Origin of the sequence: Pseudomonas fluorescens (assembly GCF_000967965.1) — a bacterium.
Lineage (GTDB): Bacteria > Pseudomonadota > Gammaproteobacteria > Pseudomonadales > Pseudomonadaceae > Aquipseudomonas > Aquipseudomonas grandcourensis.
The window spans coordinates 560,707-582,629 of sequence record NZ_LACC01000011.1; the positions used below are offsets into that span (position 1 = coordinate 560,707).

Here is a 21,923-nt window from a genome sequence, read left to right on the forward strand (position 1 = left end):
GCCAAGGGATGTACGACGCTCCCCCAAGCGCTGTGGATGCTGCTTGAACTCGCTACCGACTTTCGAACACCTTCCAGAGGCTTGTGTAACAGAAAATGCATACACAGGCCTCTGGCTGACGACAACCGGTCTGACCGGCAGCGGGTTATTGTGATTTTCTGACCCGCAGGTACCACTCGGACAGCAGTCGTACCTGTTTGTCGGTGTAGCCCCGCTCGACCATCCGTGTGACGAAGTCGTTGTGTTTCTGCTGGTCCTCTTTGCTTGCCTTGGCATTGAAGCTGATGACTGGCAGCAGGTCCTCGGTGTTGGAGAACATTTTCTTCTCGATGACCACCCGCAGTTTTTCGTAGCTGAGCCAGGTCGGGTTCTTGCCGTTGTTGTTGGCCCGGGCGCGCAGGACGAAGTTGACGATTTCGTTGCGGAAGTCCTTCGGATTGCTGATGCCGGCCGGTTTTTCGATTTTCTCCAGTTCTTCGTTCAACGCTACGCGGTTGAGGATCTCGCCGGTTTCCGGGTCGCGGTATTCCTGGTCCTGGATCCAGAAGTCGGCGTACAGCACATAACGATCGAAGATGTTCTGGCCGTACTCGCTGTAGGACTCGAGGTAGGCAGTCTGGATCTCCTTGCCGATGAATTCGATGTAGCGCGGTGCCAGGTACTCCTTGAGGAAGCGCAGATAGCGTTCGCGGGTCTCGGCCTGGAACTGTTCCTGCTCGATCTGTTGTTCCAGCACGTAGAGCAAGTGCACCGGGTTGGCGGCAATTTCGTGCGGATCGAAGTTGAACACCTTCGACAGGATCTTGAACGCGAAGCGGGTCGAGAGTCCGTTCATGCCTTCGTCGACGCCCGCATTGTCGCGGTATTCCTGGATCGACTTGGCTTTCGGATCGGTGTCCTTGAGGTTCTCGCCGTCGTACACGCGCATCTTCGAGTAGATGTTGGAGTTTTCCGGCTCCTTGAGGCGCGAGAGCACGGTGAACTGGGCCAGCATCTTCAGGGTATCCGGCGCGCAATGCGCCTTGGCCAGCGAACTGTTGAACAGCAGCTTGTCGTAGATCTTCACTTCGTCACTGACCCGCAGGCAGTACGGCACTTTGACGATGTAGATCCGGTCGATGAAGGCTTCGTTGTTCTTGTTGTTGCGGAAGGTGTGCCACTCCGATTCGTTGGAGTGCGCCAGCAGGATCCCGGTGAACGGAATTGCGCCGAGGCCTTCGGTACTGTTGTAGTTGCCTTCCTGGGTGGCGGTCAGCAGTGGGTGCAGCACCTTGATCGGTGCCTTGAACATTTCGACGAATTCCATCAGCCCTTGGTTGGACCGGCACAGTGCGCCCGAGTAGCTGTATGCATCCGCGTCATTCTGTGGGAACTCTTCCAGTTTGCGGATATCGACCTTACCCACCAGTGCCGAGATGTCCTGGTTGTTTTCATCGCCTGGTTCGGTCTTGGCCACGGCGATCTGGTTGAGGATCGACGGATAGAGTTTCACCACGCGGAACTGACTGATGTCGCCACCGAATTCAGCCAGGCGCTTGGTCGCCCATGGCGACATGATGGTGTTGAGGTAGCGCCGTGGAATGCCGAAGTCCTCCTCCAGGATCGCTCCATCTTCAGTGGAGTTGAACAGGCCCAGGGGCGACTCGAAAACCGGCGAGCCCTTGATGGCATAGAAGGGCACTTTTTCCATCAGTTGTTTGAGCTTCTCGGCCAGGGACGATTTACCACCACCGACAGGGCCGAGCAGGTAAAGGATCTGTTTCTTCTCTTCCAGGCCCTGAGCGGCATGGCGGAAATACGACACGATCTGGTCAATGCATTCTTCCATCCCGTGGAAGTCTTCAAAGGCCGGATAGCGGCGGATGACCTTGTTGGAGAAGATGCGCGACAGTCTCGAGTTGGTCGAGGTGTCGAGCAGTTCTGGTTCACCGATGGCCAGTAACAGACGCTCGGCGGCAGAAGCGTAGGCGCTGCGGTCTTTTTTGCACAGCTCAAGATACTCTTGCAGAGAGAGTTCTTCCTGGCGTGTGGACTCGAAGCGTTGTTGGAAGTGGCTAAAGATACTCATGACGTCACCTCGCTCGATACGTGGAGCCGACGCCGGATCACTCAGTCGATGCTGGCAGCAACCGTACAGGCGATTGCTGTTTACCCCCCAGAACTCTCCCGGAGCTGACTACTCCGAAAGCTACTCCCGATGACCCGTGCGCCGGTGTACCGGCTCTCCCCTGTTTTGGATGGCCTGGGCTTAAGGATAGTTGGGAATTCGGGAGGTAAAGGCGAGATACGTAATTAGTTGTGGCAGACCGTTCGTCTGCCACCGCGCCAGCCCGCGAGAGTCGGGGCTTGCAACGTTACAAAAAAATTATTCAGTGGTGCCTTGCGCCGTTTCCGCAGGATACGTCGTACGCCACAACTCGAATCCGCCATCCATGCTGTAGACGTCGGAGAAGCCCTGGCTGATCAGGTAGGCGGCCGCGCCCTGGCTGGAATTGCCGTGATAGCAGACCACCACGGTCGGTGCATCGAGGTCGGCACCCTGGATGAAAGCGTGCAGGGAATGATTGTCCAGATGCTTCGAGCCTGCGATGTGCAGGGCGGCAAAAGTGGCCGGGTCGCGGACGTCGACCACCACTGCGCCTTGTTCGCGCAGGGCCTGGGCCTGTTCCGGGGGGATACGTTTGAATTCGCTCATGGCGGGCTCCTGTGGCTCGGCTGAATGGGCAGTCTAGCGCGGGGCGCTGGCTGGCGATGTTTGGGGAATGGATGAGGCGACTGGCGGCACGGCATGACCGTGTTCGTCGCATTTGCAGGACCGGCGCTCAAGGCTGTCGACGTTCATCAGGGTCAGGGCGCCGCCCCAGACGCAACCGGTGTCGAGGGCCGAGATACCCGGCTCGTCGCACTTGCCTTCCAGTGCTGCCCAGTGACCGAAGATGATCTTCAGATCCTTGGTCTTGCGTTCCTTGTGCTGGAACCAGGGCTTGTAGCCTGCTGGTGCGGTATCAAGACCTTCCTTGCTCTTGAGGTCGAGTTTGCCTTCGGCGGTGCAAAAGCGCATGCGCGTGAGATAGTTGGTGATCACCCGCAGGCGCGTCACGCCTTTGAGGTCGTTGTCCCATTTCGCCGGATCGTTGCCGTACATGCCATCGAGGTAGGGCGGCAACATGTTGTCGTCACGCAAGGCGGTCTCGACTTCGGCAGCACATTTCAAGGCTTTGCGCAGCGACCACTGCGGTGGAATGCCGGCATGGACCAGTGCAAGGTTGCGCTGTTCGTCGTAGTGCATGAGTTTTTGCTGGCGCAGCCATTCCAGCAGTTCGGCGCTATCGGGCGCTTCAATGATCTCGCGCAGGGTGTCGGCCTTCTTCAGGCGTTCGATGTTGCGTCCGGCCGCCAGCAGGTGCAGGTCATGGTTGCCGAGCACGCACACCAGCGATTCGCGAATGCTGTAGAGGAAGCGCAAGGTTTCCAGCGACTGCGGGCCACGGTTGACCAGGTCGCCCACCAGCCACAGACGATCCCGTTGTGGGTCGAACGCCACTTGTTTGAGCAGGCATTGCAGGGCTTGAAGACAGCCTTGCAGGTCACCGACAGCGTACGTTGCCATCAGTGCAGGGCTCCGGGCACCGCCAGGCGGAAGGGCGCGATGATGGCATCGAAGTGTTTGCCGTCGTCGGACAGCATCTGATAGGTGCCTTGCATGGTGCCGACCTTGGTGGTCATGACCGTGCCGCTGCTGTAGGTGTGGCTCTTGCCGGGGTCGATCAGCGGTTGTTGGCCGACTACGCCTGCGCCGCGCACTTCTTCGACATGCCCGTCACCATCGGTGATGACCCAGTGCCGTGAAAGCAGTTTTGCTGGCATTTCGCCATTATTTTGCACGGTGATGGTGTAGGCGAAGGCAAAGCGGTCATGCTCGGGTTGCGATTGTTCTGCCAGATAGCGGGTGACGACGCTGACGTCGACCTGATAACGAGGATCGGACATGCAAGGGGCCTTAAAAACGAAGCGGGACGCGGGGCGTAGCTGTTGGGGTTCAGTCTAGGCCAAGTATCGGGTAGTAGACCAGAGTGGCGCCCTACCCGATAGCGTTCATCGCCTGTCAGTCAGCGGCAGGCTTTTGTTCGCTGAGCTTGTCAGCCAGGCGCACGAACGCGGCCAGGTCGAGTTGCTCGGGGCGCAGGCTGCCATCGACGCCGGCGGCTTCGATTTCGGCATTGCTCAGCAGCAGCTTGAGGGTGTTGCGCAGGGTTTTGCGGCGCTGGTTGAAAGCTTCGCGCACGACGCGTTCCAGCAGGCGGTGATCCTTGGCCGGGTGTGGCAGTACCGCGTGGGGCACAAGGCGCACGATGGCCGAGTCGACTTTCGGCGGCGGATTGAACGCGCCCGGTCCGACGTTGAACAGGTGCTCGACCCGGCAATGGTACTGAACCATGATCGACAAGCGACCCCAGTCACCGCCGCCAGGCCCAGCGGCCAGGCGTTCGACCACTTCCTTTTGCAGCATGAAGTGCATGTCGCGGATCAGGTGCGAGTTGTGCAGCAGGTGAAAAATCAGCGGCGTGGAGATGTTGTACGGCAGGTTGCCGACCACACGCAGGCTGCCAGGCGCGGCATTCAGGCTGTTGAAGTCGAACTTCAGTGCATCGCCCTGATGCAGGTTGAAGTTGCTCTTGCCGGCAAACTGTTGGTTGAGGATCGGGATCAGGTCCTTGTCCAGTTCCACCACATCGAGTTGCGCGCCGCTGCTGAGCAGGCCTTGGGTCAGTGCGCCCTGGCCCGGGCCGATTTCCAGCAGGCGGTCTTCTGCCTTGGCATGAATGGAGCGCAGGATGCGGTCGATAACGCCGGCATCGTGCAGGAAGTTCTGGCCAAAGCGTTTGCGCGCCTTGTGTTGGTAGTGCTCGGTCATAAACGGGTCTCGGCCATCTGGTAGGCGGTTTCCAGGGCGACTTGCAGGCTGCCGGTGTCGATCTTGCCGCTGCCGGCCAGGTCCAGGGCTGTGCCGTGGTCGACCGATGTGCGGATGATCGGCAAGCCGAGGGTCACGTTGACTGCCGCGCCGAAGCCTTTGTACTTCAGCACCGGCAGGCCCTGGTCGTGGTACATCGCCAGCACTGCATCGCAGTGCTCCAGATATTTGGGGGTAAACAGAGTGTCGGCGGGCAGGGGGCCACGAAGGTCCATGCCCTCGCCGCGCAGGCGCTCTAATGTGGGTTCGATGATATCGATTTCTTCATGGCCCAGGTGTCCGCCTTCGCCGGCATGGGGGTTGAGCCCGCAGACCAGGATGCGTGGCCGGGCGATGCCGAACTTGTTTTGCAGGTCGGCATACAGGATTCGCGTGACGCGTTCCAGACGCTCCGGCGTGATTGCGTCGGCAATTTCGCGAAGGGGCAGGTGAGTGGTCACCAGGGCCACGCGCAAACCGCGTGTGGCCAGCATCATCACCACTTGCGCGGTGTGGGTCAGGTCGGCGAGGAATTCCGTGTGCCCGGAAAAGGCGATGCCGGATTCGTTGATGACACCCTTGTGCACCGGCGCGGTAATCATGCCGGCGAAATCTCCGTCCAGGCAGCCCTGGCCGGCGCGGGTCAGGGTTTCCAGTACGAAGGCGGCATTGGCCTTGTCCAGTTGCCCGGCGACGACCTTGGCTTTGAGCGGTGTATCCCAGACATACAGGCTGTTGGCTGGCGCGGGTGCATCCGGCCAGTTGTCCGGTGTGACCGGCAGCAAATCGACAGCCACACCCAGTTGCGCGGCCCGCTCAATGAGCAGGTCGCGGCTGGTAATGGCAATCAGGGGGTGAGGCTGGGCTTGCGAGGCGAGCAGCAGGCACAGGTCGGGACCTATGCCGGCCGGCTCGCCGGGTGTCAGCGCGAAACGTTGGGGTTTCACTGCGCTGCCTGGTCGGTGCCAGGGAGTTTGATTTCCACGTACGCTTCGTCACGGATCTGACGCAGCCAGGTTTGCAGCTCTTCGTCGTATTTGCGGTTACGCAAAGCGGTCATTGCTTGCTGCTCGCGAGCCTGTGTAGTGCTGTCGGTGGCGCGACGGCCAAGGACTTCCAGGACATGCCAGCCGTATTGAGTCTGGAACGGCTTGGACAGCTGACCTTGCGGGGTCTTGGCCATCACTTCGCGGAACTCGGGCACCAGTGCGTTCGGGTCGATCCAGTTCAGGTCGCCGCCGTTGAGGGCAGAACCCGGGTCTTCCGAGTAGCTTTTCGCCAGCTCGCCGAAGTCTTCGCCAGCCTCGATTCGGCTGTAGAGCGATTCAGCCAGGGCCTTGGTTTTTGCTTCGTCGCGAATCGGGCTCGGTTTGACCAGGATGTGGCGCACATGCACTTCATCGCGCATCTGGGTCTGGCCGCCACGCTTTTCGAGGATCTTCAGGATGATGAAGCCGCCCGGGGTGCGCATTGGCTGGGTGACGTCACCCACCGGCATGGTGCTCAGCAGGCGATCGAACGGCGGAGGCAATTGAGCGGCTTTACGCCAGCCCATTTCCCCACCTTCCAGTGCGGTTTCGCTGGCGGACTTGGCGATTGCCAACTGAGCGAAGTCAGCGCCTTGCTTGAGCTGCTGGTAAATTGCATCGGCCTGCTTGGCTGCACTCTGAATCGCGTCGGAGTTGGCGCTTTCCGGTGTAGGAATCAGGATGTTGGCCAGGTGGAACTCTTCAGACAGCTGCATTTTGCCCAGGTCGGATGCCAGGAAGTTCTTCACTTCCTGCTCGGAGATCTGGATGCGTTCGGCGACCCGACGCTGACGTACACGGCTGATGACCATTTCGCGGCGAATCTGCTCACGCGCATCGTCGTAGGACAGGCCGTCGCGAGTCAGGGCGGCGCGGAACTGCTCGACCGACATGTTGTTGCGCTGGGCAATGGTGCCGACAGCCTGGTTCAACTCTTCGTCGGTAATGCGGATGCCGGAGCGCTCGCCGATCTGCAATTGCAGGTTTTCGACGATCAGGCGCTCAAGTACCTGCTGCTCCAGCACGCTGGCCGGCGGCACGGCAGAACCACGCTTGGCAATGGTTTGCTGAACTTCATGAACCCGTTGGTCCAGTTGGCTCTGCATGACCACGTCGTTGTCGACGATGGCCACCACTTTATCGATGGACTGCACTGCAGCGCTTGCCGCAGTACTCAGGAACAGCGCGCCCAGCATCAGCGGGCGCAGACAATCAGAAAGCTTGGTCTTCACGTTCACGATAACCTTGAATGCCTTTGTCGAGGAAGCTCTCTACTTTGGCGCCAGTCAGGCCGCCGAGTCCCTTCAGAACAATTTGGAGGAAGACGCCATGGTCGCCTTTTTCGTTTTGCGGTGCTTCCTGACTGAACTCGTCATAGGAAACAAAGTAACGGTTGATCAGGCGCAGTTTCCAGCAGCAGTTGTCGTACTCGAAGCCACCGAAGGCTTCCAGGGTACGGTTGCGGTTGTAGTCATACTGCCAGCGGCTGATGGCGTTCCATTGCGGCACGATCGGCCAGATCACCGAGAAGTCGTGCTGTTCGATCTTGTAGTAATCCTTCACGTAGCCAGGCTGGCCGGGGACGCCGTAATCCCCCCCACCCACGGTCCACTTACCAGTGTTCTGATCATAACGGACCTGGTCGTTGCGATAGCGATAGCCGGCGTTGATGACCTTGTTCGGGTTGTCTTCAGGCTGGTAATGGAACATCGCGCTGCCCGAGCGAGGGCTGCGGCTGTCCGGGTCCCAGTTGTAGTCGGCCGTGGTACGCCAGTCGCGGTTCCAGCGATATTCGTACTCCAGGGCGTAAGGCGAAACGTTGGCCTGGGTATCCTTGCGGGTTTTTGCATCGATACCCGGCAATTGAACTTCGCGGTCCTTGAAATACAAGGCCTGGCCGACGCTGATGCGTTGACGTTCGAAGCCGTTGTCTTCGATCCAGCGACTGGTCAGGCCCAGGGATAGTTTGTTCTCGTCGCCGACACGGTCGGAGCCGGAGAAGCGGTTGTCACGGAACAGCGACGAGTAGTTGAAGGTGTATTCGCTGGTATCGAATACCGGGATATCTTCCTGGTCGACCTCAGGCACGTACAGGTAGAACAGACGCGGCTCGAGAGTCTGGCGATAGTTCTTGCCGAAATACTGGGTATTGCGATCGAAGTACAGGCCGCTGTCGATGCTGGCGATCGGTACGCCCCGGTTCTGGTTGCTGTCGAATGTTCCCAGGAGACTGTCCTGTTCTGCGTTCTGACTGGCAATCTGAGCTTTGCCAGTGTTGTCCAGCTCCAGTTGGTACTGGGTGTACTGGTACTTGAGCTTCGGTGTCAGGAAGCCGTAAGTCGCGTTCATCGGCAAGCTGACGGCGGGCGCGAGATTCAGGCGGTCGCCAGTGGCGCGTGCCAGGCCTACAACGTTGGTGTCCAGACGTGGGGTTACATTACCGTCTTCATCGGAGTAATTGCCCTTCTGCAGATCCCGGTCAAACCGCACGATTTCGGTGTTGTACGAAAAATTCAGACCGTTCGGATGATACGGCAGCGCACCATCAAAGGTGATCTCCGGCAAGCGGTCATACGGCGTAATGTTCGATACGGTCGCCAGCTGATAAGCCTGAGCGTTCACGCGAGCCACATAGTTGTCGCCACGATAGCTGACGGAACCTTGCTGGTTTACGTAGTCAGCACTTTTCACGCCGATCTGGTCAGTTTGCAGATCCTGGAAGTAATACGGATCGCTGATCTTGGTGTAGTCGACTTGCGTGAGCACTCGCGAGTCGAGACCACCCCTGTGCTGCCAGTTGTACATGTAGCGGGTTTTCTCGGCGTCGGACTGCTTGTCGCGCTCGTCGCTTTCGTCGTTGAGGTACGACGCACCGAACTGGCCTTCGCTGGACTTGGTCAGGTAGCGGAATTCGCCTTCCATCAACAAGCCGTGCTTTTCCATGTAGCGCGGGTACAACGTGGCGTCGTAGTTCGGTGCCAGGTTGAAGTAGTAAGGTGTGACAAGCGCGAAGCCGGTATCGCTGCCGGTACCGATGGTCGGCGGCAGGAAGCCGGATTGGCGACGGTCGTCGATCGGGAAATAGATGTACGGCGTGTACAGGACTGGAATGTCCTTGACCCGCAGCGTTACGTTGGTCGCCGTACCGAAACCGGTAGCCGGGTTCAGGGTGATGTTGTTGCCCTTGAGCTGCCAGGCGTTGCTGTTCGGTTCGCACGTGGTGTACGTACCGTCCTTGAGGCGGATGATCGCGTTCTCGGCACGTTTGGCGTACAGCGCATTACCGCGGATGCGCGATTTGTGCATCACGTATTCGGCGTTATCGACCTTGGCTTCACCGGTGTCGAGCTGCACGTCGGCGTGGTCGCCGACGATCAAGGCGCCGTTGTCGCGAATGCGCACGTTGCCGTTCAGGTCGCCACGGCTCTCGGCCTGGTACAGGTTGGCTTCGTCGGCTTCGACCTGCATGCTGCCCTGACGCATGACAACGTCACCGGCCAAGGTCGCGACCTGCTCATCCTGCTTATAGCGGGAGGCTTTTGCGCCGATAAAGGTGGGAGCATCACTTTTATCCGTCTTGTCATTCATGCCAGGACGAATCGGTTCGATATAGGAACCAGAGCAATAAGGACCGGTTTCGGCCAATTGTGCGGCGGTGAGCTGCTCGCGGGGAACCCAATCGAGGTGACTGTAGTCTGCGCTACGCGACTTCAGGCCACGGCCTTTGGATTCGGTGACCAGCACCGGCTTGGCGCCGACGTCTTCGCTGGAACCGTTCTCGGCTGGGGCTTCACCGGTGGCGGAAACTGCGCTGCCGTCATGGACGGGACGCGGTGGCAATGCAGCCGCCGGCGTCTTTGGCGCACAGTCCCAGGAACCCGAAGCAGAGACTGAGCAGTCAAACTGTTCCGCGGCGACCACGTAGGAAGTGGCAAGGGGTTGCAGCGCCAGCAAACTGCCGGTAACCAACAACGGAAATTTTTTACGAAACGCGGGGGATTTCAATGCCATCTTATTAGTCCGGGCTTCCTGCGTGCCATCTGCCCGCGGTGTGGGCCGCACGCCTCTCGATGGTCTGAAAAAGATGCTGGATAATAAAGCATGACCCGCTTGACGGCTAGCGCCGTCGGAGACCCTTGCAATGCCTGATCAAGATGTACGCTTGCAACACCTGAAAGTTTGGCTCGATGAACAATTGGCGACCCTTTTTGCCGAGCAAGGCTGGGGCGTCGTACCCCCGGCCACGTTGACTGCGGCCAGCAGCGACGCGAGTTTCCGGCGGTATTTCCGTTGGGAGGGCGATGGCAAAAGTTTCATCGTGATGGACGCGCCGCCCCCCCAGGAAAACTGTAAACCTTTCGTGGATATCGCCTTTTTGCTGGCGAAATCCGGAATAAATGTGCCGAAAATTTATGCCGACGACCTCGAGCGCGGTTTTCTTTTGCTCAATGACCTGGGCAACAAGACCTATCTGGACGTCATCGACAGCGAAAACGCCGACGATTTGTTCAAGGATGCCCTGCAAGCGTTGCTGGCTTTCCAGCAGTTGCCGATGGTTGCGCCTTTGCCGAGCTATGACGTGGCCTTGCTGCGTCGCGAGCTGGAGCTGTTCCCCGAGTGGTACGTGAAGCGCGAACTGGGCATCGAATTCGACGCGGCGCAGCAAGTGCTCTGGCAGCAGGTCAGCGAACTGTTGATCGACAGCGCCCTGGCACAACCAAAAGTCCTGGTGCATCGCGACTACATGCCGCGCAACCTGATGCTCAGCGAACCCAATCCCGGTGTGCTGGATTTCCAGGATGCGGTGTATGGCCCGGTGACCTACGACGTGACCTGCCTTTTCAAGGACGCATTCCTCAGTTGGCCCGAGGAGTGCGTGCACGGCTGGCTCGAAAGCTACTGGCAGCAAGCGGGTGCCCTCGGGATTCCGGTTCAGTCCGACTTCGAGGACTTCCAGCGTGCCAGCGACCTGATGGGCGTGCAACGTCACCTGAAAGTCATCGGCATTTTCGCGCGCATTTGCCATCGCGACGGCAAGCCGCGTTATCTGGGCGACGTGCCGCGTTTCTTTGCGTACATAGAAGCGGTGATCGCTCGCCGTCCTGAACTGGCCGAGCTGGATGTGTTGCTGGCCAGTCTGCGCGCCGGAGTGCAAGCATGAAGGCAATGATTCTGGCCGCGGGCAAAGGCGAGCGCATGCGCCCGCTGACCCTGACCACGCCAAAACCGCTGGTTCTTGCCGGCGGTGTGCCGCTCATCGAGTATCACCTGCTAGCGCTGGCCGCCGCCGGGTTCATAGACATCGTGATCAATCACGCTTGGCTCGGTCAGCAGATCGAAGACTACCTGGGCGATGGTTCGCGTTATGGCGTGAACATTCAGTACTCGGCCGAAGGTGAGCCCCTGGAAACCGGCGGCGGGATTTTCCGCGCGTTGCCGTTGCTGGGGGATGAAGCGTTTGTCGTGGTCAACGGCGACATCTGGACCGATTACGACTTCAGCGTGTTGCATCAGCCCATCAACGGCCTGGCGCACCTGGTGCTGGCCAGCAACCCGCCCCATCATCCGGCCGGGGACTTCAGCCTGGTCGGAACTCAGGTGCACGATGGTCAGCCGGAGGCCGCCACTCTGACCTACAGCGGTATCGCCGTGTTGCATCCGCAGCTGTTCGACGGTTGCACTGCGGGGGCCTTCAAGCTCGCGCCGCTGCTGCGCAAGGCCATGGCTGACGGGCAGGTGAGCGGCGAGCAGTTGAGGGGGCACTGGGTCGATGTCGGCACTCACGAGCGTCTGGCCGAAGTTGAAACATTAATAGAAGCGAGCCGCTGAGATGCTTTGGCCAGGGACTCTGATCGGAGCCGGAGCAGGCTTTGCCATAGCCAGCATTCCGGGGGCCATGCTCGGCGCGTTGTTGGGGCAGGCGCTGGACAGGCGCTTGCACCTGCAAAGCTGGGGGCACTTGCGGGAAAAACTGGGCGGTCGCCCGGTGCTGCGTAACGATGAATTGCTGTTTGTCCTGTTGGGGCGCCTGGCCAAGTGTGATGGCCAGGTGAAGGCCGGGCATATCGAACAGGCCCGGGCGGAAATGCGCTCGCTGGACATGTCCGAGTCGGCCCAGCGTCGTGCGATTGCCGCATTCAATCGCGGCAAGTCGGGCCGCGACCGGCTGCGCGGTTATCTGCGTCGCCTGAGTGCCCAGCCCCATGCGGCAGAAGGTGTGTTGCGCGCCTGCTGGCGAATGGTCTGGGCCGATGGTCGTGCCGGCAGCAGTGAACGTCAATTGATCGGCCAATGGGGCAAGTGGCTGGGCTGGACATCCCATCAGGTGCAGGCGTTGGCCCACGACTATGAGCCGCAGAAGCGACCATTGGGTAACAGCGTGCCCAGTTATCAGGACGCGCTGAGGCTTTTGGGGGTGTCGGCCACCGCTGAGCCGGCACAGATCAAGCGTGCTTATCGGCGCCTGCTCAGTCGCCATCATCCGGACAAGATTGCCGGCACTGGCGCGACGGCGACGCAGGTTCGTGAAGCCACCGAGCGAACGCGTGAACTGCATAACGCCTACACGCTGATTCGGGAGCGGCGGGATTTTCGCTAGCCCGGAAAATTTGCGTCGCCAGTGATGCCGCTATCGCGAGCGAGCTCGCTCCCACAGGTTTTGTGTCGATCGCAATTTTGTGATCGGCATAAAACCTGTGGGAGCGTGGCTTGCCCGCGATGAAGGCTCTTCGGTCTGTCAGTCCGCCGGGCTCTGCGGATTCAACCAACCCCGCACCCGACGGAACAGTTGCTCCTGTTCGGCCTTGGTATCCGGCAACGCCTTGAGCGCGACCTGGTTGAATGCCGATGACTTCAGGCGTTTGCTGGCCTGCAGGCGTTCCAGTGCTGCGTCGCGATCCAGCGCTTTGTCCTTGTAGAAAATATCCGCGGTCGGCAGTTTCAGGGTCGGGGTCAGCTCTGCCAGCCCGGGCGTGGCCGCCACAGGTGTCCGGGCGGCAACCATCACCAGTTTTTCGACCTGCGATGGCTGCTTATCGCTCAGGTAGCGCGCGGCCCAATAGGCGCCCGAACCATGCCCCAACACCACGATACTGCGGGCGCTTTGCTGTTCGGCGAAGGCGATCGCGGCGTCGATCCGGGCAAAGATGCGCTCGGCATCTGCCTTGGACTGTTCCTCGGTGGTTTCGGCGATGGCCTTGTCGGCCACATCGGCCTCGCCACCGGCCACTTGTTCGATAGGGGCTGCTGTGGTCGAGTCTTTACTGCCGGTTTCGGAGGGCTTGGGTGCCGGCGCGGCTTCGACGATTCGTGGCGCAATGGCATCGCTTTGCAGGTCCGGCAAGGTGATACTCAGGCTGCTCCATTCGGCATCCGGCAATTTGCGCCGCAAAGGGCCGATCGCTTGCGGCCAGTCAACGGTTTCGCCGGCGCCCGGGATGATAATCACCGCGCCTTTGGGTTCGGCGGTATTGGCCGGCTTCCACAAGGCCAGGAATGTGTCGGTGCCCGCTTGCAGTTGTTGCTGTTCCTGAGGCGGGATTTTTCGCTCAAGTGCAGTCGCTTCCTCCTGACTGCGCTCAGGCAGCGGCTGACGTTCGAGTGGTTTTTCTTCGGCGGTTTTTTCCTCCGCGGCGGGCGCCGGGTCGGCCGCCTTGACGGAAAAAGCGCAAGGCAGGATCAGCGACAGGCACAATGCTGGCAGTGCCAGGCGGTAGACAGGGGGCATCGGATATTCCAGGCCAGAAGATGTTCCGGCAGCCTAATGGGTTGGTCAGTATTTGTCAGTGTGTGAGAGTTCAATGATGCGTTTTCGCTGCCTGTGGGTTATCGGCTGTTTGTGGTTTCCCTTGATGGGCTGGGCGGCCGCCGCGCCTCCGGCGCCCATTGCCCAACTGTCCCCGAAACAACAGCACTGGCTGGCGCAGCAGAGCGAGTTGCGGGTCGGCGTGGTGTTGCAGGCGCCCTATGCGCAATACGATCGCCGCTTGCAGCGCCTGTCCGGGGTGAACGTCGAGTTGATGAAGTGGCTCGCAAAAAACCTCAATGTCGAATTGAGCTGGCGCAATTTTCCCGACCTTGAGCAATTGGAAGCCGCGGCCCGCGAGGGCGAAATCGACATCGCCCCGGGGCTGACCCAGACCCCTGGCGGGCTGCGCCTCTGGCAGTTTTCCGACCCCTACATGCGGGTGCCGCAGCTGGTGGTCAGCGACCAGAAAAGCGCTGGCGCTGTCGAGCTGGAAAAGCTCGACAGCCAGACCCGCGTCGCCGTGCGCATGCCCAGTGCCATCGCCGATTACCTGCGCGGCAACTACCCGCACCTGAATCTGCAAGGCGTACCGATGGAGCGCCAGGCATTGCAATTATTGGTCGGCCAGCAGGCAACTTATGCGGTGATCGATGAGGCGCAGCTGGGACGCTTGTCGGTCGAGACGGAGTTCTCCGGGTTAGTGGTAGTGGGGGATGTCGGCCTGCCGCAGTTGCTGCGGGTGGCCACGCTCCGCGACAAGCCGGAACTGGCGGACATCGTCGAAAGTGCATTGCGGGCGATCCCGGCCAAGGACCTGGAGCAACTGCACAATCAATGGCTGCAACCCAAGTATCCGCGGCTCACCGAGTCGCCGGGGTTTTGGCAAAACCTCTGTCTGTTGCTGGCCGTGCTGGCGTTGAGTTGCATGGCCATTGTGTTCTGGCAGCGTCGCCAGCAGCACAGCCTGGAATTGCGCCTGCTGGCCGCGCAAGAAGACATCGCCTTGCGCGCCGCCAGCGAAGAGGCCTTGCGACTTACGCAGTTTTCCATCGACCAGAGCACCGTCGGCATCCTCTGGGTCAACTGGGACAGCCATGTGCGCTACGCCAACCGCGCGGCGGAAAGCATGCTGGGCTATCCGGCCGGCGGGATCATCGATCGGCCCCTGATCGACTTCGAGCCCGGCCTGCACATGGACCGTTGGCTGAACCTGTGGAAGCGCGCCCGGGCCAGTGAAGACGGCCCGCAAAGCTTCGAATCCAATTGCGTGCGGGCCGATGGCAGCATCCTGCCGGCCGATGTCTCGTTGAGTTTTCTGCGCTTTCGCGATGGCGAATACCTGGTGGTTTACCTCAACGATGTCACCGAGCGGCGTCGTGCCCTGGCGGCCTTGCAGGAAAGCGAGGCGCGGCTGCAGGGCATCGCCGCCAACGTTCCGGGACTGGTTTTCCGGCTGGAGCGGGCACCGGTGACCGGTCAGATCGACTTTGCCTACATCAGCGAAGGCAGCGAAAGCCTGGTGGGTTACTCGCCGGCCACGCTGGCCCATCGCGATAAAGGCCTGCGCAGTCTCGTGCATCCGGATGACAAGGCCAGCTATCACCAGACCCAGGATCATGCGCTGGATACCGACAGCGACTGGTCGTGGCAGGGGCGAATCCTCACGCGTCAGGGCGAACAGCGCTGGGCGGAAATCAAGGCCATCACCCGTCGGCTGGAGGACGGCGCCTATGTGTGGGACGGGATCGTCTGGGACATCAGCGAGAGCAAGCGCATCGAACTTGAACTGGCCAGTTCCCGGGAGCAACTGCGTGAGTTGTCCGCGCACCTGGAAAGCGTGCGCGAAGAAGAAAAGGCGCGCATTGCCCGGGAAGTTCACGACGAGTTGGGTCAGATGCTCACCGTGTTGAAGCTGGAAACCTCCATGTGTGAACTGGCCTACGCCCAGCTTGATCCGGGTCTGAACGAGCGCTTGAACAGCATGAAGCGCTTGATCGCTCAGTTGTTTCAGTTGGTCCGCGATGTGGCCACAGCATTGCGACCGCCGATTCTCGACGCTGGCATCGCCTCGGCCATTGAGTGGCAGGCCCGACGATTTGAGGCGCGTACGCAGATCCCGTGTCTGGTGCAGGTGCCGGACAATTTGCCAATGCTCAGCGATGCAAAGGCAATCGGCCTGTTTCGAATCCTTCAGGAGGCGCTGACCAATGTCATGCGGCACGCCCAGGCGCATACTGTTGAACTGACACTGACCCTTGAAGGCGGCGAGTTGTGTCTGACGGTCAGCGATGATGGCGTAGGATTTGTCGCCGCGCCTGGCAGGCCAACGTCCTTTGGGATCGTCGGCATGCGTGAGCGGGTGTTGATCCTGGGCGGCGAGTTGTCGCTGGAGAGTGAGCCGGGTGAGGGCACGACGTTAGAAGTGCGCGTGCCTCTGGACGAAGCCTGAAGAATTTTTGGTGTCTGTGCTGACGCTTTCGCGAGCAGGGGAAACGCATTCCAAATGTGGGAGCGAGCCTGCTCGCGATAGATCTTGAACCTGGAGAAGAACGTGATCCGTGTACTGGTAGCCGAAGACCACACCATTGTCCGCGAAGGCATCAAGCAGTTGATCGGCCTGGCCAAGGACTTGCTGGTAGTGGGGGAGGCGAGCAATGGCGAGCAGTTGCTCGATACGTTGCGTCATGTGCCCTGCGAAGTGGTGTTGCTGGATATCTCCATGCCGGGCGTCAACGGCCTGGAAGCGATTCCGCGGATTCGCGCCCTGAACAATCCACCGGCGATCCTGGTGTTGTCGATGCATGACGAAGCGCAGATGGCCGCCCGGGCGTTGAAGGTGGGCGCTGCCGGTTATGCGACCAAGGACAGCGACCCGGCGCTGTTGCTGACGGCCATTCGCAAAGTGGCGTCAGGTGGGCGTTATATCGATCCTGAACTGGCCGACCGCATGGTTTTCGAGGTCGGTCTTACCGACTCGCGTCCATTGCATTCGTTACTCTCCGAGCGCGAATTCTCCGTGTTCGAACGCCTGGCCCAGGGCGCCAACGTCAACGACATCGCCCAGCAACTGGCGCTGAGCAGCAAAACCATCAGTACCCACAAGGCGCGGCTGATGCAGAAGCTCAACATCACCTCGCTGGCGGAGCTGGTGAAGTACGCGATGGAACACAAGCTCCTCTAACAACACCGCAATCAAAACTGTAGGAGTGAGCCTGCTCGCGATCGCGGTGGATCAGTCAATGCAATGTTGACTGACAAGACGCCATCGCGAGCAGGCTCACTCCTACAAGGGATCTCCGTCTGGTTTGGGATGGCAGGCATATCCAATAGCGACAGCCGTTTTGCTCGCTTTTGTGGCTTGCAGCTCGACACTTGTAGCAGCCTTATCCATTTGCGCCATCCTTGTAGGGCAATCCCTACCCCCAACCTTCCATCCGGCTGAGGCCAATCTCTCTTGCGCCCCGATTTGCGCGGTCCCCAGCGTCCACTAGGCTTAGTCCCACAGCAGTCATCAATAACAAAGGTGTGGGTATGAGCCAGGTCGATTCAAGCGCAGGGGCCAATGATGTTCTGGTCAGCTTTCGTGGAGTGCAGAAGAGCTACGACGGCGAGAACCTGATCGTCAAGGACCTCAACCTGGACATTCGCAAAGGCGAATTCCTCACGTTGCTCGGGCCGTCCGGCTCCGGCAAGACCACCAGCCTTATGATGCTCGCCGGCTTCGAAACGCCGACCGCGGGCGAAATCCTGTTGGCCGGGCGCGCCATCAACAACGTGCCGCCGCACAAGCGCGACATCGGCATGGTGTTCCAGAACTACGCATTGTTCCCGCACATGACGGTGGCCGAGAACCTGGCGTTCCCGCTGACCGTACGCGGCATGAACAAGAGCGACGTCAGTGCCCGGGTCAAGCGCGTGTTGAGCATGGTCCAGCTCGATGCCTTCGCCCAGCGCTACCCGGCGCAGCTTTCCGGCGGTCAGCAACAGCGTGTGGCATTGGCCCGCGCGCTGGTGTTCGAGCCGCAACTGGTGCTGATGGACGAACCCCTCGGCGCACTCGACAAACAACTGCGTGAACACATGCAGATGGAAATCAAGCACCTGCACCAGCGTCTGGGCGTCACCGTGGTCTACGTGACCCACGATCAGGGCGAAGCCTTGACCATGTCCGACCGTGTGGCGGTGTTCCATCAGGGCGAAATCCAGCAGATCGCGCCACCGCGCACCCTCTACGAAGAGCCGAAAAACACCTTCGTCGCCAACTTCATCGGTGAGAACAACCGCCTCAATGGCCGACTGCACAGCCAAACCGGCGACCGTTGCATTGTGGAGCTCGGGCGCGGTGAGAAGGTTGAAGCCTTGGCGGTCAACGTCGGCCAGACCGGCGAGCCGGTGACCCTGTCCATTCGTCCGGAGCGAGTGAGCCTCAATGGCTCCAGCGACCAATGCGTCAACCGCTTCTCCGGGCGAGTCGAGGAATTCATCTATCTGGGCGACCACGTCCGGGTTCGCATGGAAGTCTGCGGCAAGACCGACTTCTTCGTGAAACAGCCGATTGCCGAGCTTGATCCCTCGCTCGCCGTCGGCGACGTGGTACCGCTTGGCTGGCAGGTCGAGCACGTTCGCGCACTCGATCCTCTTTTAGAGGCGCATTGATCGCCCCGGCAACACCAACACCAACCCTGCACGTGGAGAGAACAATAAATGTTGAGATCCCTGAAATTCACCGCTTTGGCACTGGGCATGATGGGCGCGGCACACGCAATGGCGGCCGGCCCGGACCTGACCGTGGTGTCCTTTGGCGGCGCGAACAAGGCAGCTCAGGTCAAAGCCTTCTACGCACCGTGGGAAGCGGCAGGCAACGGCAAGATCGTGGCCGGCGAGTACAACGGCGAAATGGCCAAGGTCAAGGCCATGGTCGACACCAAGAGCGTGTCCTGGGATCTGGTAGAGGTTGAATCGCCGGAGCTGTCCCGTGGTTGCGACGAAGACATGTTCGAGCAGCTTGATCCTATGTTGTTCGGCAAGACCGAAGACTACGTCAAGGGCGCGATCCAGCCTTGCGGCGTGGGTTTCTTCGTATGGTCGACCGTGCTGGCCTACAACGCCGACAAACTGAAAAGCGCACCGACCAGCTGGGTGGATTTCTGGGACACCAAGCAGTTCCCGGGCAAGCGTGGCCTGCGTAAAGGCGCCAAGTACACCCTGGAATTCGCACTGATGGCCGACGGCGTTGCGCCGAAGGACGTCTACAAAGTGCTGGCCGGCAAGGACGGTCAGGACCGCGCGTTCAAGAAGCTCGATGAGCTCAAGCCAAACATCCAGTGGTGGGAAGCTGGCGCACAACCGCCGCAATACCTCGCTTCCGGTGACGTGGTCATGAGCTCGGCCTACAACGGTCGTATCGCTGCCGTGCAGAAAGAAAGCAACCTGAAAGTCGTGTGGAACGGCGGCATCTACGACTTCGACGCATGGGCCATTCCAAAAGGTCTGGATGCCAAGCGCGCTGAAGCGGCGAAGAAGTTCATCGCCTACTCGGTGATGCCACAGCAGCAGAAGACCTATTCGGAAAACATCGCCTACGGCCCGGCCAACACCCAGGCCGTACCGCTGCTGGGCAAGGATGTCCTGAAAGACATGCCGACCACCCCGGAAAACATCGCCAACCAGGTGCAGATCGATGTCAGCTTCTGGGCTGACAACGGCGAGCAACTGGAACAGCGCTTCAACGCCTGGGCTGCGAAGTAAGCACAAGCCAATGTGGGCGCGGTTTTTTGTGGCGAGGGAGCTTGCTCCCGCTTGAGTGCGCAGCACTCACAAAATTGGCAATTGCCAACAGAATTTTGGGGCCGCTTCGCAGCCCAGCGCGAGCAAGCTCGCTCGCCACATAAATCGCTCCCACTGGTTGCGGTGTTTCAACACAACAGGGGCGGTTCGCCGCCTCTGTAACGATCAAAGATTCCCGGAGTACGTCATGGCTATCGCCGTTCCCCTGAACGAGGGCACCAGCCCCACCTTGAAGCAGCGGCTCAAGCACGCCGAGCGGGTCAACCGCTGGAAGGCCCAGGCGTTGATCGCGCCGCTGGTGCTGTTTCTGTTGCTGGTGTTCCTGGTGCCGATCGTGGCGCTGCTCTACAAAAGCGTTGGCAACCCGGAAGTGGTCGGCGGCATGCCGCGCACCGTGACCGCCATCGTCAGTTGGGACGGCCGCGGCCTGCCCGCTGAACCGGTTTATAAAGCAGCGGCCGAAGACCTCGCCGAGGCTCGCAAGAATCAGACCCTGGGTGATCTGTCCAAGCGCCTGAACATGGAACTGGCCGGCTACCGCAGCCTGCTGACCAAAACCGCCCGCGCCTTGCCGCTCGCCACTGAGCCGGCTTCTTATAAAGAAGCACTGGAAGGCCTCGATGAGCGTTGGGGTGACCCGGCCTACTGGCAAGCGGTACGCCGCAACACCAGCAGCATTACCCCGTATTACCTGCTGGCGGCTGTCGATCATCGCATCGACGACCTCGGCGAAGTCGCCCCGGCCACCCCGGATCAGGCGATCTACCTCGACATCTTCGCCCGCACCTTCTGGATGGGTCTGGTCATCACCGTGATCTGCCTGGTGCTGGCGTATCCACTGGCTTACCTGCTGGCCAACCTGCCGTCGCGCCAGAGCAACTTGCTGATGATTCTGGTGCTGTTGCCGTTCTGGACGTCGATTCTGGTTCGAGTCGCGGCGTGGATCGTTTTGCTGCAATCGGGTGGCCTGATCAACAGCGGCCTGATGGCCATGGGCATCATCGATAAGCCGATCGAGCTGGTGTTCAACCGCGTCGGTGTCTACATCTCCATGGTGCATATCCTGCTGCCGTTCATGATCCTGCCGATCTACAGCGTGATGAAAGGCATCTCGCCGACCTACATGCGCGCCGCGATTTCCCTCGGCTGCCATCCGTTCGCCAGCTTCTGGCGGGTGTACTTCCCGCAGACCTATGCCGGTGTAGGCGCCGGTTGCCTGTTGGTGTTCATCCTCGCCATCGGCTACTACATCACCCCGGCATTGCTGGGCAGCCCGAACGACCAGATGGTCAGCTACTTCGTCGCCTTCTACACCAACACCAGCATCAACTGGGGCATGGCGACCGCACTCGGTGGGCTGCTGTTGCTCGCGACGGTCGTGCTTTATCTGATTTACAGCTGGCTGGTGGGCGCAAGCCGCCTGCGCCTGAGCTAAGGGGAGAACGAAATGCTGAGTCCTTATATGTCGCCCATCGAACGGGTGTGGTTCTACAGCTTGCGGATTCTCTGCGGCTTGATTCTGTTGTTCCTGATCCTGCCGGTGCTGGTGATCATTCCGCTGTCGTTCAACTCGGGGAGTTTTCTGGTCTATCCGCTGCAAGGCTTTTCGCTGCACTGGTACCAGGATTTCTTTGCCTCGGCGGAATGGATGCGTTCGTTGAAGAACAGCATCATCGTGGCCCCGGCAGCGACGGTACTGGCGATGATCTTCGGCACGCTGGCGGCGATCGGCCTGACCCGAGGCGATTTCCCGGGCAAGCCGCTGGTGATGGCGCTAGTGATTTCGCCGATGGTGGTGCCGGTGGTGATCATTGGTGTGGCCAGTTACCTGACCTTCGCTCCACTGGGATTTGGCAACAGCTATACCTCGCTGATCGTCGTGCATGCCGTGCTCGGTGTCCCGTTTGTGATCATCACAGTGTCGGCGACCTTGCAGGGGTTCAACCAGAACCTGGTACGGGCTGCGGCAAGCCTGGGCGCTTCGCCGCTGACCACGTTCCGCCGGGTGACCTTGCCACTGATTGCGCCGGGCGTGATCTCCGGGGCGCTGTTTGCCTTTGCGACTTCGTTCGATGAAGTGGTGGTGACGCTGTTCCTTGCCGGCCCCGAACAAGCGACCCTGCCACGGCAGATGTTCAGCGGCATCCGCGAAAACCTCAGCCCGACCATCGCCGCCGCCGCGACGCTGCTGATTGCCTTCTCGGTGATCCTGCTGCTGACCCTGGAATGGCTTCGTGGGCGTAGCGAGAAACTGCGTACTGCGCAGGTTTAAGTCTCCACACCAATCAACTGTAGGAGCGAGCCTGCTCGCGATAGCGGACGTTCAGTCGACATCCATAGTGACTGTCAGTCCGTCTTCGCGAGCAGGCTCGCTCCTACATTGGATCTCTAGTGTCTGTTTGGTCAT

Annotated in this window: 18 protein-coding genes; 9 read left to right on the forward strand and 9 right to left on the reverse strand. The window is 60.2% G+C overall.

Going from position 1 to position 21,923, the window contains the following annotated elements; genetic code table 11:
• Positions 1-145: 145 nt before the first annotated feature.
• The 8 genes from VC35_RS09540 to VC35_RS09575 all read right to left on the reverse strand — a co-directional run bounded on the left by VC35_RS09540 (position 146) and on the right by VC35_RS09575 (position 9,993).
• The gene (locus VC35_RS09540; RefSeq protein WP_007982655.1) at positions 146-2,068 is read right to left on the reverse strand and encodes a PrkA family serine protein kinase; all 1,923 of its coding nucleotides are present in this window, start codon (positions 2,066-2,068) and stop codon (positions 146-148) included.
• 297 nt (positions 2,069-2,365) lie between these two features.
• The gene (gene glpE, locus VC35_RS09545) at positions 2,366-2,695 is read right to left on the reverse strand and encodes a thiosulfate sulfurtransferase GlpE (protein ID WP_008051614.1); all 330 of its coding nucleotides are present in this window, start codon (positions 2,693-2,695) and stop codon (positions 2,366-2,368) included.
• Between the two features lie 33 nt (positions 2,696-2,728).
• The gene (locus VC35_RS09550) at positions 2,729-3,610 is read right to left on the reverse strand and encodes a symmetrical bis(5'-nucleosyl)-tetraphosphatase (protein WP_046039478.1); all 882 of its coding nucleotides are present in this window, start codon (positions 3,608-3,610) and stop codon (positions 2,729-2,731) included.
• Positions 3,610-3,990: a Co2+/Mg2+ efflux protein ApaG gene (apaG, locus tag VC35_RS09555; RefSeq protein ID WP_007980214.1), complete on the reverse strand. Its 381-nt coding sequence runs from the start codon at positions 3,988-3,990 to the stop codon at positions 3,610-3,612. Before apaG ends, VC35_RS09550 begins: the two co-directional genes overlap by 1 nt.
• Positions 3,991-4,105: 115 nt before the next feature.
• Positions 4,106-4,915 (reverse strand): 16S rRNA (adenine(1518)-N(6)/adenine(1519)-N(6))-dimethyltransferase RsmA, encoded by an 810-nt coding sequence (gene rsmA, locus VC35_RS09560; RefSeq protein WP_046039480.1) that lies wholly within the window; start codon positions 4,913-4,915, stop codon positions 4,106-4,108.
• Positions 4,912-5,901 (reverse strand): 4-hydroxythreonine-4-phosphate dehydrogenase PdxA, encoded by a 990-nt coding sequence (gene pdxA / locus VC35_RS09565; protein WP_046039481.1) that lies wholly within the window; start codon positions 5,899-5,901, stop codon positions 4,912-4,914. Before pdxA ends, rsmA begins: the two co-directional genes overlap by 4 nt.
• The gene (surA, locus tag VC35_RS09570) at positions 5,898-7,214 is read right to left on the reverse strand and encodes a peptidylprolyl isomerase SurA (RefSeq protein ID WP_404942351.1); all 1,317 of its coding nucleotides are present in this window, start codon (positions 7,212-7,214) and stop codon (positions 5,898-5,900) included. The genes pdxA and surA overlap by 4 nt, the downstream gene beginning before the upstream one ends.
• Positions 7,195-9,993: an LPS-assembly protein LptD gene (locus VC35_RS09575; protein WP_046039482.1), complete on the reverse strand. Its 2,799-nt coding sequence runs from the start codon at positions 9,991-9,993 to the stop codon at positions 7,195-7,197. Before VC35_RS09575 ends, surA begins: the two co-directional genes overlap by 20 nt.
• 130 nt (positions 9,994-10,123) lie before the next feature.
• Between VC35_RS09575 and VC35_RS09580 the strand changes: the two genes are divergently transcribed.
• The 3 genes from VC35_RS09580 to VC35_RS09590 are packed head-to-tail and all read left to right on the forward strand — an operon-like array spanning position 10,124 to position 12,580.
• Positions 10,124-11,143, forward strand: a complete 1,020-nt coding sequence (locus tag VC35_RS09580; RefSeq protein WP_046039483.1) for an aminoglycoside phosphotransferase family protein — start codon at positions 10,124-10,126, stop codon at positions 11,141-11,143.
• Positions 11,140-11,811: an N-acetylmuramate alpha-1-phosphate uridylyltransferase MurU gene (gene murU, locus VC35_RS09585; protein ID WP_046039484.1), complete on the forward strand. Its 672-nt coding sequence runs from the start codon at positions 11,140-11,142 to the stop codon at positions 11,809-11,811. The genes VC35_RS09580 and murU overlap by 4 nt, the downstream gene beginning before the upstream one ends.
• Before the next feature lies 1 nt (position 11,812).
• Positions 11,813-12,580, forward strand: a complete 768-nt coding sequence (locus VC35_RS09590) for a TerB family tellurite resistance protein (protein ID WP_046039485.1) — start codon at positions 11,813-11,815, stop codon at positions 12,578-12,580.
• Positions 12,581-12,718: 138 nt separating this feature from the next.
• Here VC35_RS09590 and VC35_RS09595 read toward each other — a convergent pair whose 3' ends face one another.
• Positions 12,719-13,708, reverse strand: a complete 990-nt coding sequence (locus tag VC35_RS09595) for an alpha/beta hydrolase family protein (protein ID WP_046039486.1) — start codon at positions 13,706-13,708, stop codon at positions 12,719-12,721.
• Between the two features lie 73 nt (positions 13,709-13,781).
• Here VC35_RS09595 and VC35_RS09600 point away from each other — a divergent pair, with 73 nt between their 5' ends.
• From VC35_RS09600 to VC35_RS09625, 6 genes are all read left to right on the forward strand, one after another.
• Positions 13,782-16,178 carry a PAS domain-containing sensor histidine kinase gene (locus VC35_RS09600; protein WP_046039488.1) on the forward strand — a complete coding sequence of 799 codons (2,397 nt, stop codon included), beginning with the start codon at positions 13,782-13,784 and terminating at the stop codon, positions 16,176-16,178.
• A 102-nt stretch (positions 16,179-16,280) separates the two neighbouring features.
• Complete coding sequence (locus VC35_RS09605; protein ID WP_008051638.1) at positions 16,281-16,910, forward strand: response regulator; 630 nt, start codon at positions 16,281-16,283, stop codon at positions 16,908-16,910.
• Between the two features lie 350 nt (positions 16,911-17,260).
• Positions 17,261-18,385, forward strand: a complete 1,125-nt coding sequence (locus VC35_RS09610) for an ABC transporter ATP-binding protein (protein ID WP_046039490.1) — start codon at positions 17,261-17,263, stop codon at positions 18,383-18,385.
• 48 nt (positions 18,386-18,433) lie between these two features.
• Positions 18,434-19,477 (forward strand): ABC transporter substrate-binding protein, encoded by a 1,044-nt coding sequence (locus VC35_RS09615; RefSeq protein WP_046039492.1) that lies wholly within the window; start codon positions 18,434-18,436, stop codon positions 19,475-19,477.
• Between the two features lie 226 nt (positions 19,478-19,703).
• Positions 19,704-20,951 carry an ABC transporter permease gene (locus tag VC35_RS09620; RefSeq protein ID WP_046039494.1) on the forward strand — a complete coding sequence of 416 codons (1,248 nt, stop codon included), beginning with the start codon at positions 19,704-19,706 and terminating at the stop codon, positions 20,949-20,951.
• A gap of 12 nt (positions 20,952-20,963) precedes the next feature.
• A complete protein-coding gene (locus VC35_RS09625; protein ID WP_046039496.1) occupies positions 20,964-21,788 on the forward strand; it encodes an ABC transporter permease in 825 nt (274 codons plus the stop codon).
• Positions 21,789-21,923 lie beyond the last annotated feature (135 nt).

Excerpts from the sequence above, each read along its gene's own strand:
- VC35_RS09540 (WP_007982655.1), bottom strand. The coding sequence starts at position 2,068 with ATGAGTATCTTTAGCCACTTCCAACAACGCTTCGAGTCCACACGCCAG.
- glpE (WP_008051614.1), bottom strand. The coding sequence starts at position 2,695 with ATGAGCGAATTCAAACGTATCCCCCCGGAACAGGCCCAGGCCCTGCGC.
- VC35_RS09550 (WP_046039478.1), bottom strand. The coding sequence starts at position 3,610 with ATGGCAACGTACGCTGTCGGTGACCTGCAAGGCTGTCTTCAAGCCCTG.
- apaG (WP_007980214.1), bottom strand. The coding sequence starts at position 3,990 with ATGTCCGATCCTCGTTATCAGGTCGACGTCAGCGTCGTCACCCGCTAT.
- rsmA (WP_046039480.1), bottom strand. The coding sequence starts at position 4,915 with ATGACCGAGCACTACCAACACAAGGCGCGCAAACGCTTTGGCCAGAAC.
- VC35_RS09575 (WP_046039482.1), bottom strand. The coding sequence starts at position 9,993 with ATGGCATTGAAATCCCCCGCGTTTCGTAAAAAATTTCCGTTGTTGGTT.
- VC35_RS09580 (WP_046039483.1), top strand. The coding sequence starts at position 10,124 with ATGCCTGATCAAGATGTACGCTTGCAACACCTGAAAGTTTGGCTCGAT.
- murU (WP_046039484.1), top strand. The coding sequence starts at position 11,140 with ATGAAGGCAATGATTCTGGCCGCGGGCAAAGGCGAGCGCATGCGCCCG.
- VC35_RS09590 (WP_046039485.1), top strand. The coding sequence starts at position 11,813 with ATGCTTTGGCCAGGGACTCTGATCGGAGCCGGAGCAGGCTTTGCCATA.
- VC35_RS09595 (WP_046039486.1), bottom strand. The coding sequence starts at position 13,708 with ATGCCCCCTGTCTACCGCCTGGCACTGCCAGCATTGTGCCTGTCGCTG.
- VC35_RS09600 (WP_046039488.1), top strand. The coding sequence starts at position 13,782 with ATGATGCGTTTTCGCTGCCTGTGGGTTATCGGCTGTTTGTGGTTTCCC.
- VC35_RS09610 (WP_046039490.1), top strand. The coding sequence starts at position 17,261 with ATGAGCCAGGTCGATTCAAGCGCAGGGGCCAATGATGTTCTGGTCAGC.
- VC35_RS09615 (WP_046039492.1), top strand. The coding sequence starts at position 18,434 with ATGTTGAGATCCCTGAAATTCACCGCTTTGGCACTGGGCATGATGGGC.
- VC35_RS09620 (WP_046039494.1), top strand. The coding sequence starts at position 19,704 with ATGGCTATCGCCGTTCCCCTGAACGAGGGCACCAGCCCCACCTTGAAG.
- VC35_RS09625 (WP_046039496.1), top strand. The coding sequence starts at position 20,964 with ATGCTGAGTCCTTATATGTCGCCCATCGAACGGGTGTGGTTCTACAGC.